This is a genomic window from Halomonas terrestris (genome assembly GCF_049166755.1).
GTDB lineage: Bacteria > Pseudomonadota > Gammaproteobacteria > Pseudomonadales > Halomonadaceae > Halomonas.
On sequence record NZ_JBMHFZ010000017.1, the window covers coordinates 67,050 to 79,875 of the forward strand.

Sequence of the window (12,826 nt, forward strand, 5' to 3'; positions counted from 1 at the left end):
AAGCTCGGGCCGGTGCAGGGCCGGCCCGGGTCGTGGATTCATCGTCAGTTCCACATGAGAAAGGCGACGCGGCAAAAACGCAAGCCCTGTAGGGGCTCAACGCGGCCCGATCGAGGGGCGCCGGGGACAGGGCGAAGAGGGGGTCCTATGCCAGGGATGGCATCGGTAGCGCCCAAGGAGGGGTTTACAGCGCCCCCTCGCAGCCCTGTCGACGGATCAGCCCCGAGCGCTTGCACCGGAGTCGGTCATGGCGCCGTGGAACCGCCGCTCACTCCTTCTCGATTTCCGCTACGGCGTCGGCCTCGCGGTCCAGCAGGTACTGGGTCAGCAGGCCCACCGGACGCCCGCTGGCCCCCTTCTGCTTGCCGGAAGTCCAGGCGGTGCCGGCGATGTCCAGGTGTGCCCAGGGGAACTTGTCGGCGAAGCGCGAGAGGAAGCAGGCGGCGGTGATGGTGCCCGCCGGACGGCCACCGATGTTGGCCAGGTCGGCGAAGTTGGAGTCGAGCTGTTCCTGGTACTCGTCCCACAGCGGCAGGTGCCAGGCGCGGTCCCAGGCGGTCTCGCCGGCGTCGAGCAGGTCCAGCGCCAGGTCGTCGTCGTTGGAGAGCAGGCCGGTGGCATGGTGGCCCAGGGCGATGATGGCGGCGCCGGTGAGGGTGGCGATATCGACCACGCTGGCCGGCTGGAAGCGCTCGGCGTAGGTCAGGGCGTCGCACAGCACCAGGCGCCCCTCGGCATCGGTGTTGAGCACCTCCACGGAGAGGCCCTTGAGGGTCCTGATGATGTCGCCGGGCTTGGTGGCGCGGCCATCGGGCATGTTCTCGGCGGCGGCGACGATGAACACCAGGTTGAGTTTCGGCTTGATGGCCAGGGTCGCCTTGACGGTGCCGAACACGCTGGCGGCACCGCACATGTCGAACTTCATCTCGTCCATGGCCTCGCCGGGCTTCAGCGAGATGCCGCCGGTGTCGAAGGTGATGCCCTTGCCGACCAGCACGTGGGGCGCCTCGTCGGCGTTCTCGGCCCCCTGGTATTGCATCACGATCAGCCGCGAGGGCTCGGCGCTGCCGCGGCCCACGGAGAGCAGGCTGCGGGCGCCCAGGGCCTCCAGGGCCTCCTCGTCGAGGATCTCCACCGCCAGCGTGCCGCCGGAGGCCTGGCCCAGCGCCTCGGCCTGCTCGGCCAGGTAGCTCGGGGTGCAGACATTGCCGGGCAGGTTGCCCAGGGTGCGGGCATAGGCGACACCCTCGCCCACGGCCTTGCCGATGCGGGCTCCCTCGCGCGCCGCGTCGGCGTCGCCGTTCTCGCTGACCACCAGGGTGACACGCTCGAGGCGCGGGGCCGGGGCCGGCTCCGACTTGAACTCGGTGAAGCGGTAGACCGCACGCTGGGCCGCCTCGGCCACCATGCGGGCCTTCCAGTCGCAGGCACGGTCGGGCAGCGGCACGTCGGTGAAGGCCACGGCGGCGTCATCCACCGGCAGCCCGGCCAGGGCGGTGAAGGCGGCATCCAGGGCCTTGCGGAAGGCGCCCTCACGGCACTTGTCCTGCTCCCCCAGGCCCACCAGCAGCAGGCGCTCGGCACTCACCCCCGGGGCGAAGGGGACCAGCTGCACGTTGCCCAGGCCGGCATCGAAATCGCCGCGCTCGATCAGCTGGCCGATCAGCCGCTCGCTGGCATCGTCGAGCTTGGCGGCGGCAGGCAGCAGGTCGCCATCCTTGAACACCGGTACCACGATACAGGCCGTCTCGGTCTTGACGGGATTGGCCGTCTGAACTGGGAATTCCATGGTGTCTCCACAAGACAAGCGTAGGGGGATTCTGGATAATGCCGGCACTCGGCCGTGTCACGCCAGTGTACCCAAGGCATGGCCCGAATGCATGGAAGGCGGCTGCATGATCATCTTTCGTTACCTGACCCGTGAGATCCTGCTCACCATGGCCGCCGTGGCCGGCGTGCTGCTGCTGGTCATCATGGGCAGCCGCTTCATCCGCTACTTCACGGATGCCGCCGAGGGGGACATTCCGGCGAGCATCCTCGGCACCCTGATGCTGTTCCATCTGCCGGGCTTCCTCGAGCTGATCCTGCCGCTGGCCTTCTTCCTCGGCATCCTGCTGGCCTATGGCCAGCTCTATCTCAACAGCGAGATCACCGTACTGGTGGCCTGCGGCACCAGCCCCAACCGGCTGCTGCAGGTGAGCCTGGTGCCGGCCACCCTGGTGGCCATGCTCGTCGGGCTGTGCAGCCTCTGGCTGACGCCGGCGGGCGCCCTGCACAACGCGGTGATGCTCGAGGAGCAGCGCAGTCAGCTGGACTTCTCGGCGCTGGCACCCGGTCGCTTCCAGGACTTCGGCGGCGGCCGTACCGCCTATACCGAGGGGTTCAGCGATGGCGAGGCCAGGATGGACAACGTCTTCATCAGCGAGCGCCAGCGCCGCCGTGACGGCACCCCGGAAAGCACCGTCACCCGCGCCGCGAGCGGTTATCAGACCGTCGACCCGGATACCGGCAGTCGCTTCCTGGTGCTGGCGGACGGCGAGCGCTACAGCGTCGACCCGGGGCGCCACCAGGCCGAGCGGCTGGAGTTCGACACCTATGCGGTGCGGCTCTCCCAGGCCGAGGACATGCGGGAACTGGACTCGCCGGAGTATGCCAGCACCGCCGCGCTGCTCGGCAACGACTCGCTGCGGGCCCAGGCCCAGCTGCAGTGGCGGCTTGGCTTGCCGCTGATGGTGTTCGTCCTCACCCTCATGGCCATGCCGCTCTCCCGGGTCAACCCCCGCCAGGGGCGCTTCGCCAAGCTGCTGCCGGCGATCTTCCTGCATGTCGCCTACCTCAGCCTGCTGCTGGCGGCGCTGGATGCCATCGGTCGCGGCAGCCTGCCGGTGGTGGTGGGCATGTGGCCGATACACGGCGCCTTCCTGGCCCTTGGCCTGGCGATGATGGCCCGGGCCCAGCGCAAGGGAATCAGCGGATGATCGCCGATCGCTTCGACCGTTACCTGGCCCGCAACGTCCTGGCCGCCATCATCGTGGTGCAGGTGGTGCTGCTCGGCCTCGACCTGGTGATCACCTACATCAATGACCTGGACGACGTGGAGGGCGGCTATGGCGCCTTCCAGGTGCTGCTCTACCTGCTGATGCGACTGCCCTGGCGCTTCTACCAGTACGCCCCGGTGGGGGTGCTGATCGGCGCCCTGATCGGCCTGGGCAGCATGGCCTCGAGCAACGAGCTGACGGTGATGCGTGCCGCCGGCCGCTCGTTGACCCGCATCCTCTGGGGGGTGATGAAGCCGATCATCCTGGTGGTGGTGGTGGTGCTGTTCATTGCCGAGTACGTCAGCCCGCGCACCGAACAGTTCGCCAGCGCCTGGCGCCTCGAGCAGATGCAGGGCGAGGGCGCCGTGCTCACCGAGCGCGGTGGCTGGCAGCGCGAGGGCGACAGCTACTACCGCTTCGGTGCCATCCGGGCCGATGACACCGTGCTCGACCTGACACGCTATCGCTTCGAGGACAAGGCGTTGCGGGAGGCCACCTTCGCCGCACGAGCCGCCTGGCGCGATGGCGGCTGGGTGCTGGAAGAGGTCGAGGTGACCCGCTTCGGGCACGAGCGCACCGAGGTGGCGCATCATGACACCCTGGGCTGGGAGACCACCCTGACCCCCGAGCAGCTCAGCCGCCTGCTGCGCCCGATCAACAGCCAGGCCCCCAGCGAGCTCTGGGCCTATGCCCGTTACCTCCAGGCCCAGGGGCTGCAGGCCACCCAGCCGTTGCTCTACTTCTGGCAGAAGATGCTGATGCCCCTGACCATGGGGTCCCTGGTGCTGGTGGCGGCCTCCTTCGTGTTCGGCCCGCTGCGCACCGTGGCGGCCGGCACGCGGGTGTTCTACGGCGTGGTCACCGGCCTGACCTTCAAGTACCTGCAGGACCTGCTGGCGCCGGCCTCCACGGTGTTCGGCTTCTCGCCGGTCTGGGCGGTACTGGTACCGACCCTGATCTGTGCCGGGCTCGGGCTCTATTTCCTGCGACGAACCGGTTGAGGGCTTTCCAATCCATGCAACGACGCTTCGGCAATCTCGACGATGTCTGGCCGGCGGGCCTCGCCCGACGACTGGGGGCGATGGTCTACGATGGCTTCCTGGTCGCGGCGATCTGGCTGCTGATCACGGCCCTGCACCTGTTCGTGGTGAGACAGGTGCTGGGCCTTTCGGCCGAGCAGGTCGGCACCGGCCTGGTCCAGGTGATCAGCCTGCGGCTGCTGCTGCTGGCCGGCGCCTTTGCCTTCTTCGCCTTCTTCTGGGTGCGCGGCGGCATGACGCTGGGCATGCAGGCCTGGCGGCTGCGGGTACAGACCCTCGACGGCTGTACCATCAGCCTGGGGCAGAGCCTGGTGCGCCTCCTGGTGGGGGGGCTGTCGCTGGCCGCTTTCGGCCTGGGCTATCTCTGGATCCTGATCGATGCCGAGCGTCGCAGCTGGAGCGATATCGCCTCGGGCACCCGGGTGGTGGTGCTGCCGAAGCCCGCGAAATGATGCCGGCTTGATCTCGGTCAGTTGACTCGAGTGGATTGCAGTTGCAATAGCCCATGCGAATCATTTACATTTAACCTTGCAATCAGAGGCGAGGTGATGGCGATGTACGTGTGCATTTGCAAGGGCGTGACCGATCACAGGATCCGCGAGGCCGTGGAGGACGGGGCGCGTAGCTGGCGCGAGGTGCAGAATGAGACCGGCTGCGGTACCCAGTGCGGCAAGTGCGCCTGCATGGGCAAGACCATCACCCGCGACGCCGTGGTGAGCGAAATGTCGAGTTCCTCCGCCGACCTGGCCTACGCGGTCTGATTGCCTCCCGTCTTCCCTGGCCCTGAGCCACTTCCGCAAGACGTCAATCGCTATCATTCTTGTTGACTTTTCTCCCCAACTCTTTGTCGCTGTTGGACTTTTTGGTCATCGTGTCCAATACTGCGGATTGTCCGTAGAGCGCCGACACGCTCGGACGACGGGCTCGCACCGAGTGTTGCCCCCTGACACCCGACCGAGACGACATAGGGAGAGACGCAATGAAAGGCGACAAGAAGGTCATCGAGCACCTCAACAAGGCGCTGGGCAACGAGCTGGTGGCCATCAATCAGTATTTCCTGCATGCCAAGATGTACAAGGACTGGGGCCTCAAGGCGCTGGCCAAGTGGGAGTACGACGAGTCCATCGAGGAGATGAACCACGCCGACAAGCTGATCGAGCGCATCCTCTTCCTCGAGGGCGTGCCCAACCTCCAGGACCTCGGCAAGCTGAACATCGGCGAGAACGTGCGCGAGATGCTGGAGTGCGACCTCAAGATCGAGCACGAGGGGCGCAACGACTACATCGAGGCGATCACCTACTGCGAACAGGTCAAGGACTACGTCAGCCGCGACATCTTCCGTGCCATCCTGGCCGACGAGGAAGACCACATCGATCACATCGAGACCGAGCTCGGCCTGATCGACAAGGTCGGCCTCGAGAACTACCTGCAGACCCAGATGCAGGTGGCCGGCGACGAGTGATCGTCGACACGGATGGTCATGGACGCCGTCCCTGTGCCCGGCCTGGTCGTCGAGGACGGCCGGCTGCGGCTCGAGGGTGACTGGACCACCCTGACGCTGGCGTCGGTTGCCGACCAGGCCCTGGCGCTGAGCCGCGAGGGGCCCTGGCGGCTCGAGGCCAGTGGCGTGACGCGCCTGGACAGCAACGGAGCCCGGTTGCTGGTCAAGCTCGGAGGCGATGCCATGCCGGCGGGCCTCGACGCCCGCTGGCAGCCCCTCCTCACCCTGGTGCAGGAGGCCCTGCGCGAGGCCCCGGAACGCCCCTTGCCCCGTCGCGGCTGGCTTGAGAACGTCGGGCGCCGGGTGCTGCTCTCCCTGGAGCAGCTGCATCACCTGCTGTCGACCCTCGGCCAGTTGACCCTGGCGCTGCTCGCGCTGGCGGTCGCCCCCCACCGTCTGCGCTGGCGAGAGACCCTGGGCGTGGTGGTCGCCAGCGGTGCCCTGGCGGTGCCGATCATCGCCCTGCTGGCCTTCCTGCTCGGCGGGGTTCTCGCCTACCAGGGGGGGATCCAGCTGCGCACCTTCGGGGCCAACATCTTCATCGTCGAACTGGTCACCCTGACCCTGTTCCGCGAGTTCGGCCCCCTGATCACCGCCATCATCGTCGCCGGCCGCTCCGGCGCCGCCTTCACCGCCGAACTCGCCACCATGCGCGGCAACCGCGAGATCGACGCCCTGCTGACCCTGGGCATGTCGCCGGTGGAGCGGTTGCTGCTGCCCAAGTGGCTGGGGCTGGTGATCGCCATGCCGCTGCTCACCGTGCTGGCCAATGCCGCCGGCCTGGCGGGCGGCATGCTGGTGGCGGATATCCTGCTCAACGTGGATTTCGACACCTTCCTGCAGCGCGTGCCCCAGGTGGTGGCCAGCCAGCACTTCTGGGTGGGTATCGGCAAGTCGGTGGTGTTCGGCATGGTCGTGGCCCTGGTGGGCTGCAGCGAGGGCATGCGCGCCCGGGGCGATGCCGAGAGCATCGGTCGCAACACGACGTCCAGCGTGGTGCAGTCGATCTTCTGGGTGATCGTGCTGGACGCCCTGTTCTCCATCCTCTTCAACCAGTTGGGGTGGTGAGATGGCCAGCCGTCTGCCGAGTGCCCCGGTCGAGCTGACCGGCCTGGAGACCCGCTTCGGCGAACTGGTGGTGCACCAGGCGCTCGACCTGGAGGTCCGGCGGGGCGAGGCCCTGGGCATCGTCGGCGGCAGCGGCAGCGGCAAGTCGGTGCTGCTCTCGGTGATCGCCCTGCTCAAGGCACCCAGCGCCGGGCGGCTCAGGCTGTTCGGCGAGGACGTGGACATGGCCATGGGGGAAGCCCGGTTGATGCCGCTGCGCCGGCGTCTCGGGGTGATGTTCCAGCAGGGGGCGCTGTTCTCGTCGCTGACGGTGCTGGAGAACGTGATGCTGCCGCTCTCCGAGCATACCCGGCTGCCGCCCCCCTTGATCGAGGAGTTCGCGCGGCTGAAGATTGCCCTGGTGGGGCTGCCGCGGGAAGCGGCCGGACGCTATCCCCGGGAACTGTCGGGTGGCATGCTCAAGCGAGCGGCGGTGGCCCGGGCCCTGGCGCTGGACCCGGAGCTGCTGCTGCTCGACGAGCCCAGCGCCGGCCTCGACCCGGTCAGCGCGGCCGAGCTCGATGCCCTGTTCAATACCCTGCGCAAGGCGCTGGGCCTGACCCTGGTGCTGGTGACCCATGACCTGGACTCGCTGTTCACGGTCACCGACCGGGTGGCCTACCTGGGCGAGGGGCGGGTACTCGAGGTGGCACCGCCGCGGGTGCTGAGCGAGAGTCGCGAGCCGGAGATCGCCCGCTATTTCGGCAATGCCCGGGCGCAGCGCTTCCGGGGAGAAGCCTGATGCCGGGGCGGGCCAGCGTTGTTCCGAGGAGAGCGCCATGCAGACCCGAGTGAATCCCGCCCTGGTGGGCGCCTTCGTGCTGGGGCTCGTCGCCCTGCTGGTGGTCATGGTGGTCTGGCTGGCCGGTGAGCGTGACCAGCAGGACTACCTCGCCTATCGGGTCATGGTGGAGGAGTCGGTGGCCGGGCTCTCCGAGCGGGCCACCGTCACCTACCGCGGCGTCGAGGTGGGGTTCGTCGAGCGCATCGACCTCAGCGAGGACCTGGAGCGGGTCGTGGTCACCCTGCGGGTGGCGCCCGACTACCGGCTGCGCCAGGGCACCAGCGCCACCCTGCGCAGCCAGGTGCTCACCGGGCGCACCTCGGTGGAGCTCTCCGGCGGCGAAGGTGACGTGCTCGACCATGGCGCGCCCCAGCCCCCCATGATCGCCTACCAGCCCTCGCGACTCTTCCAGCTCGACCAGGCCCTGGGCGAGGTGCTCGACCGGGTCGACGTGATGGCCGAGCGTATCGTGAGGATCAGCGAGCGCATCGACGACCTCCTGAGCGACGAGAATCGTGACTCGACGTCTCGCCTGCTGACCAGCGTGAGCCGCAGCGCGGAGCGCATCGAGCGCCTGCTCGACGATGACAACATTGAGAGCTTCCAGGCCACGCTGCACAACCTGGAAGTGCTCACCGCCAGGCTCGAGCGCTTCTCCGGCGGCGCCCTGGAGGATCTCGATGGCCTCGGCGACGATACCCGCGACCTGCTGGCCAGCCTGCGCGCCACCCTGGACGAGCTCAGCCGGGGAGCCGGCGAGAACCTGGCCATGACCGGCGAGCAGGTGCGGCGTACCCTGGGGCGTTTCGACGCCCTGGTGGAGCAGCTCGGCGACCTCACCCGCGAGCTGGAACAGAATCCCGGCCAGCTGCTCTTCGGCCCCGACCGCCATCCGCCGGGCCCCGGGGAGCGCTGATTCATCCATCATCCGTCCTGTTCACAGGGAGTGTGCCATGCCACCACGGAGGAGCCCGCGTCACTTCTGGCTGCCGTGCCTGCTGCTCGTGCTGCTGGCCGGCTGTGCCGCCCCCGGCAGCCGCGACGCCCCCACCCCGCTGCGCCTGGAGGTCCCTCCGCCCCCCGCGGAGCGGTCGCCGCACTTCGCGACCCTGGGGGTGGAGACGCCGCGCGTCACGGCCGGCGTCAGCGATTCGGTACTGCTCTACATCGAACGGGACTTCCAGCGCCGGCCCTATGTCCGGTCGCGCTGGGGGGCACCGCTGTCTCGCCAGCTGGGGGATCTGGTGGCCGACCAGCTCTCGCGCAGCGGCCTGGTCGAGGTGGTGCAGCGGGGGGGCTTGGCCGGTCCGCAGCTCGAGCTCGAGGTGCTCGAATGGTTGCATGACTATCGTGGCGACGGCCCCGAGGCGAGCATCGCCCTGCGCACCACCCTGCGAGACGAGCAGGGGGTGATCGATCAGTGGCGCTGGAGCGAGCGCCGCGCCTTCCGGCCGGAGGGGGCCGAGCCCGGCCTGGCCGCGCAGCAGGCCCTGCTGGAGGCCTGGCTCGAGGTCCTGCTCGAGCGGCTCGCGACCCTCGAGCTTCGTTGATCGCCACCCCTTCCCGCCGGCGGTGAATGATCTACGCTGGTGCAGAGGCCATGTGCCGCCGCCCCGATCCGGTACCCGGGCGTGCCTCGTCTCCGCGCCGAGTGACACGACGGCCGGCAGGTGATGGGTTGGCAGGAAAGCTGCATGACAAGAATGACAACAGACTTGCATACGAGAGGACTGGATCCATGAATCGAACTTCCTCCCGCGCGCCCTTCCCCTGGGCCGTCCCGATGGCCGGTGCGCTCACCCTATCGCTGTTCGGCACTGCCCTGGCCGACGAGACCCGTATCCGCTTCCAGCTCGACTGGCGCTTCGAGGGACCCTCGGCGCCCTTCCTGATGGCGGTGGAGCGGGGCTACTTCGCCGAGGAGGGGCTCGACGTCCAGGTGGATTCCGGCAGCGGCTCCGCCGGGGCCATCAACCGGGTGGCGTCCGGTGCCTACGAGATGGGCTTCGGCGACCTCAACGCCCTGGTGGAGTTCCTGGCGGAGAACCCCGACGCGCCCGGCATCCAGGGGGTCTACGTGGTCTACGACGGCACCCCGGCGTCGGTCTTCGCGCGCAAGGATCGCGGCATCGAGTCGCCCTCGGACCTCGCCGGCAAGGCCCTGGCCGCGCCCACCTTCGACACCGGCTACCGGGCCTGGGGCATCTTCGCCGCGGCCAACGACCTCGACGCCGGGTCCGTCGAGTGGCAGAACGTCGACCCGGCCCTGCGCGAGACCCTGCTGGTGCGCGGCGATGTCGACGCCATCACCGGCTTCTACTTCACCAGCCTGCTCAACCTGGAGGGGCGCGGCATGGGCGAGGAAGCGCTCACCATCCTGCCATTCCCCGACTACGGCGTGCCGCTCTACGGCAACGCCATCGTCGCCAGCCAGGCCTTCTCCGAGGAGAATCCCGAGGCCGTCGAGGGCTTCCTGCGCGCCTTCAATCGGGCGCTCGCGGAGACCCTCGCCGACCCGGACGGCGCCATCGACTACGTGCACAATCGTGACGGGCTGATCGACGTGGAGCTCGAGACCCGGCGTCTGAAGCTCGCCATCGACAGCGTGATCGATACCGAGGATGCCCGCGCCAACGGTGCCGGCGCCGTGGACGAGGAGCGGCTCGCCAACGCCATCCAGCTGGTCGCCGATGCCTACGACCTGCCGTCGATACCCGAGCCCGAGCAGGTCTTCACCTCCCGCTTCCTGCCGCCCCGTGACGAGCGGATGATCTTCCCCGGGCAGGGAGACTAGGCATGGCGGACCCCTTCGTCGCCTTCGACCAGGTGAGCCTGGCCTATGACGACACCGGCAACGCCATCGAGGAGATCAGCCTGACCATCGAGGAGGGCGAGTTCGTCGCCTTCGTCGGCCCCTCCGGGTGCGGCAAGTCGACCTTCATGAAGCTCTGTACCGGGTTGCATGCGCCCACCGCGGGCAGCGTGAAGGTCGATGGCGAGCCGGTGGGCGGGCCCTTGAAGATCTCCGGCATGGCCTTCCAGAACGCCAACCTGCTGCCCTGGCGCACCACCCTGGACAACGTCCTGCTGCCGCTGGAGATCGTCAGGCCCTACCGCAGCCAGTTCCGCCGGCGACGCGAGGAGTTCGTCGGCTGGGCCCGCGACCTGCTGCGCACCGTGGGGCTCGAGGGCTACGAGTCGCAGTACCCCTGGCAGCTCTCGGGGGGCATGCAGCAGCGCGCCTCCATCTGCCGGGCGCTGATCCACCGCCCCCGGCTGCTGATGCTCGACGAGCCCTTCGCCGCCCTGGACGCCTTCACCCGCGAGGAGCTGTGGTGCGTGCTGCGCGACCTCTGGGAGGCCCAGCGCTTCACCGTGGTGCTGGTGACCCACGACCTGCGCGAGGCGGCCTTCCTGGCCGACACCGTCTACGTGATGAGCCGCCGGCCGGGGCGCATCATCGAGCGTCGCGCCATCGACCTGCCGCGTCCGCGGGAACTGGCGACGACCTACGAGGAACCCTTCACCGGGCTGGTGCAGGCACTCCGGGCCCAGATCGGCGAGATTCGCAGCACCTGAACGAGGACGCGACATGCAGATGAGCGAGAAGACCCGAGAGCGTCTCGCCCCCTGGGCGGCGGTGGCGATCCTGGTGGTGATCTGGGAGGCCACGATACGCCTGCTCGACGTGCCGGAGTTCATCTTCCCCGGTGCCTGGGCCACCGCCCAGGCCCTGGTGACCTTCGCCGGGCCCATCGGCATGCACTCCTGGCAGACCTTCTGGACCACCATGGCCGGGTTCGGCCTCGGCGTGGCGGTGGGGCTGGCGCTGGGCTTCATCATCGGCTCGTCGCGCTTCCTCTACCACGCCTGCTACCCGCTGCTGGTGGGCTTCAACGCCATCCCCAAGGTGGCCTTCGTGCCGATCCTGGTGGTGTGGTTCGGTATCGGCTCGGTGCCGGCGATCCTCACCGCCTTCCTGATCTGCTTCTTTCCCATCGTGGTCAACGTGGCCACCGGCCTGGCGACCCTGGAGCCGGAGCTCGAGGACGTGCTGCGGGTGCTCGGCGCCCGGCGCCTCGACGTGCTGCTCAAGGTGGGGCTGCCGCGTTCTCTGCCCTACTTCTTCGCCTCGCTGAAGGTGGCCATCACCCTGGCCTTCGTCGGCACCGTCGTCTCCGAGACCGTGGCCTCCAACCAGGGCATCGGCTACCTGATGATGAGCGCCGGCTCGCAGATGCGCATGGCGCTGGTGTTCGCCGGGCTGATCGTGATCAGCGCCATGGCCATGGTGATGTACGAGCTGTTCGCCGTGCTCGAGAGGCGGATGACCGGGTGGGCCCACCGCGGCCAGCGCTGACTCCGATCCACGGCATCGTCAAAAGCCGAACCGGGGCGGAAACTCGGACAGCGGCGGCTCCTTGGCCAGCCACTCCTCGGCCAGGGCCTCGGCCTCCTCGCGCTGCTTGGCGGTCAACCGATCACGGTTCCGTGCCATGATGCTTTGAGCCGTTCGATTATCCGTTTCTTCCGAGACGGCGCTGAGTATCGCCCATCCTTTCACCATGTCTTGTTCATGGACGCAGATTTCTCCACGCTCTTCGGGGTTTAGGTAGCACCAGCCTATGCCCAAGCGACCATTCATATGCCCGGCCTCCGAAGCCTGAACCATCCACTCCCAGGCTTCCTTATAGCGCTCCCGCTGACTCAGCAGGGCCGAGAGGCGGTTTATGGCTGGGGCATATCCCTGCTCGGCGGCCCGGCGAAGCCAGGCCTCGGCGACTTCCTTTCGCTGTGCCTCATCGGGGTAGTCGCCCAAGCCATCGCCGATCAGGATTCCCAGCCAATACTGCGACTCTGCATCGCCGGCCTCGCCGGCGCGCTCCAGCCAGTCGTCCGCCACCTGGGGCTGCTCCAGGGCACTATAGATATCGAACAGTACGCCCATGGCGGCGGCGTCTCCCGCCTCCGCTTGAGGCAAGGTCGCCTCCAGGGCCGCCTGGCGCCAGTCGTTGCCCTTGTCGGGGCAGACATCCCCCAGGCGGCAGGCGCCTCCCTGATGCAACCGCAGCATGGCGTAGGGCTCGCCGTGCTCGGCGGCACGCCGGTACCACGCCAGCGCCTCGCGGGTCATGCCCATATGCCGCAGCCGGTGGATCTCGCCAAGATAGTACATGGCCTCCGCATCGCCGGCCTCGGCGGCGGGTTCAAGATAGGGCGGAGCCTGACTCCGAAGATGAGCGTTATAGAGGCGCATGCCCTCGTCCTTGGCGGCCTGGGTCTCGGCATCCAGCGCCCAGCCGCTGAGCGGGCTGAGCAGCAACGCAGCGAGTGCTCCGATACCGATACGCCGCAT

14 protein-coding genes are annotated in these 12,826 nt (G+C 68.3%); 12 read left to right on the forward strand and 2 right to left on the reverse strand.

The features are described 5' to 3' along the window. Positions 1 to 268: 268 nt before the first annotated feature. Positions 269 to 1,789 (reverse strand): leucyl aminopeptidase, encoded by a 1,521-nt coding sequence (locus tag ACOMD9_RS15435; RefSeq protein ID WP_421416611.1) that lies wholly within the window; start codon positions 1,787 to 1,789, stop codon positions 269 to 271. 106 nt (positions 1,790 to 1,895) lie between these two features. Between ACOMD9_RS15435 and lptF the strand changes: the two genes are divergently transcribed. The 12 genes from lptF to ACOMD9_RS15495 all read left to right on the forward strand — a co-directional run bounded on the left by lptF (position 1,896) and on the right by ACOMD9_RS15495 (position 11,830). Next, complete coding sequence (gene lptF, locus ACOMD9_RS15440; protein ID WP_421416614.1) at positions 1,896 to 2,978, forward strand: LPS export ABC transporter permease LptF; 1,083 nt, start codon at positions 1,896 to 1,898, stop codon at positions 2,976 to 2,978. Beyond that, on the forward strand, positions 2,975 to 4,039 hold the full coding sequence (gene lptG / locus ACOMD9_RS15445; RefSeq protein ID WP_421416616.1) for an LPS export ABC transporter permease LptG: 1,065 nt from the start codon (positions 2,975 to 2,977) through the stop codon (positions 4,037 to 4,039). The genes lptF and lptG overlap by 4 nt, the downstream gene beginning before the upstream one ends. Before the next feature lie 14 nt (positions 4,040 to 4,053). Next, positions 4,054 to 4,530, forward strand: a complete 477-nt coding sequence (locus ACOMD9_RS15450; protein ID WP_421416617.1) for an RDD family protein — start codon at positions 4,054 to 4,056, stop codon at positions 4,528 to 4,530. Positions 4,531 to 4,632: 102 nt separating this feature from the next. Further along, positions 4,633 to 4,839: a (2Fe-2S)-binding protein gene (locus tag ACOMD9_RS15455; protein ID WP_421416620.1), complete on the forward strand. Its 207-nt coding sequence runs from the start codon at positions 4,633 to 4,635 to the stop codon at positions 4,837 to 4,839. A gap of 218 nt (positions 4,840 to 5,057) precedes the next feature. Continuing rightward, on the forward strand, positions 5,058 to 5,540 hold the full coding sequence (bfr, locus tag ACOMD9_RS15460) for a bacterioferritin (protein ID WP_421416622.1): 483 nt from the start codon (positions 5,058 to 5,060) through the stop codon (positions 5,538 to 5,540). A gap of 18 nt (positions 5,541 to 5,558) precedes the next feature. Next, positions 5,559 to 6,647 carry an ABC transporter permease gene (locus ACOMD9_RS15465; RefSeq protein ID WP_421416624.1) on the forward strand — a complete coding sequence of 363 codons (1,089 nt, stop codon included), beginning with the start codon at positions 5,559 to 5,561 and terminating at the stop codon, positions 6,645 to 6,647. A 1-nt stretch (position 6,648) separates the two neighbouring features. After that, positions 6,649 to 7,428, forward strand: a complete 780-nt coding sequence (locus ACOMD9_RS15470) for an ABC transporter ATP-binding protein (RefSeq protein WP_421416626.1) — start codon at positions 6,649 to 6,651, stop codon at positions 7,426 to 7,428. Positions 7,429 to 7,465: 37 nt separating this feature from the next. Next, positions 7,466 to 8,386, forward strand: coding sequence for an MlaD family protein (locus tag ACOMD9_RS15475; RefSeq protein ID WP_421416628.1), 921 nt, complete (start codon positions 7,466 to 7,468; stop codon positions 8,384 to 8,386). A gap of 37 nt (positions 8,387 to 8,423) precedes the next feature. After that, positions 8,424 to 9,020 (forward strand): ABC-type transport auxiliary lipoprotein family protein, encoded by a 597-nt coding sequence (locus ACOMD9_RS15480; RefSeq protein ID WP_421416631.1) that lies wholly within the window; start codon positions 8,424 to 8,426, stop codon positions 9,018 to 9,020. Between the two features lie 188 nt (positions 9,021 to 9,208). Next, positions 9,209 to 10,264, forward strand: coding sequence for an ABC transporter substrate-binding protein (locus ACOMD9_RS15485; RefSeq protein ID WP_421416632.1), 1,056 nt, complete (start codon positions 9,209 to 9,211; stop codon positions 10,262 to 10,264). A gap of 2 nt (positions 10,265 to 10,266) precedes the next feature. Further along, the gene (locus tag ACOMD9_RS15490; RefSeq protein ID WP_421416635.1) at positions 10,267 to 11,049 is read left to right on the forward strand and encodes an ABC transporter ATP-binding protein; all 783 of its coding nucleotides are present in this window, start codon (positions 10,267 to 10,269) and stop codon (positions 11,047 to 11,049) included. Positions 11,050 to 11,068: 19 nt separating this feature from the next. Next, positions 11,069 to 11,830, forward strand: coding sequence for an ABC transporter permease (locus tag ACOMD9_RS15495; RefSeq protein WP_421416637.1), 762 nt, complete (start codon positions 11,069 to 11,071; stop codon positions 11,828 to 11,830). 18 nt (positions 11,831 to 11,848) lie between these two features. Here ACOMD9_RS15495 and ACOMD9_RS15500 read toward each other — a convergent pair whose 3' ends face one another. After that, positions 11,849 to 12,826, reverse strand: a complete 978-nt coding sequence (locus ACOMD9_RS15500; RefSeq protein WP_421416638.1) for a tetratricopeptide repeat protein — start codon at positions 12,824 to 12,826, stop codon at positions 11,849 to 11,851.

What these genes read in the sequence shown, in the direction of transcription:
- ACOMD9_RS15435 (WP_421416611.1), bottom strand. Translation starts at nt 1,789, where the DNA reads ATGGAATTCCCAGTTCAGACGGCCAATCCCGTCAAGACCGAGACGGCC.
- lptF (WP_421416614.1), top strand. Translation starts at nt 1,896, where the DNA reads ATGATCATCTTTCGTTACCTGACCCGTGAGATCCTGCTCACCATGGCC.
- lptG (WP_421416616.1), top strand. Translation starts at nt 2,975, where the DNA reads ATGATCGCCGATCGCTTCGACCGTTACCTGGCCCGCAACGTCCTGGCC.
- ACOMD9_RS15450 (WP_421416617.1), top strand. Translation starts at nt 4,054, where the DNA reads ATGCAACGACGCTTCGGCAATCTCGACGATGTCTGGCCGGCGGGCCTC.
- ACOMD9_RS15455 (WP_421416620.1), top strand. Translation starts at nt 4,633, where the DNA reads ATGTACGTGTGCATTTGCAAGGGCGTGACCGATCACAGGATCCGCGAG.
- bfr (WP_421416622.1), top strand. Translation starts at nt 5,058, where the DNA reads ATGAAAGGCGACAAGAAGGTCATCGAGCACCTCAACAAGGCGCTGGGC.
- ACOMD9_RS15465 (WP_421416624.1), top strand. Translation starts at nt 5,559, where the DNA reads ATGGACGCCGTCCCTGTGCCCGGCCTGGTCGTCGAGGACGGCCGGCTG.
- ACOMD9_RS15470 (WP_421416626.1), top strand. Translation starts at nt 6,649, where the DNA reads ATGGCCAGCCGTCTGCCGAGTGCCCCGGTCGAGCTGACCGGCCTGGAG.
- ACOMD9_RS15475 (WP_421416628.1), top strand. Translation starts at nt 7,466, where the DNA reads ATGCAGACCCGAGTGAATCCCGCCCTGGTGGGCGCCTTCGTGCTGGGG.
- ACOMD9_RS15480 (WP_421416631.1), top strand. Translation starts at nt 8,424, where the DNA reads ATGCCACCACGGAGGAGCCCGCGTCACTTCTGGCTGCCGTGCCTGCTG.
- ACOMD9_RS15485 (WP_421416632.1), top strand. Translation starts at nt 9,209, where the DNA reads ATGAATCGAACTTCCTCCCGCGCGCCCTTCCCCTGGGCCGTCCCGATG.
- ACOMD9_RS15490 (WP_421416635.1), top strand. Translation starts at nt 10,267, where the DNA reads ATGGCGGACCCCTTCGTCGCCTTCGACCAGGTGAGCCTGGCCTATGAC.
- ACOMD9_RS15495 (WP_421416637.1), top strand. Translation starts at nt 11,069, where the DNA reads ATGAGCGAGAAGACCCGAGAGCGTCTCGCCCCCTGGGCGGCGGTGGCG.
- ACOMD9_RS15500 (WP_421416638.1), bottom strand. Translation starts at nt 12,826, where the DNA reads ATGCGGCGTATCGGTATCGGAGCACTCGCTGCGTTGCTGCTCAGCCCG.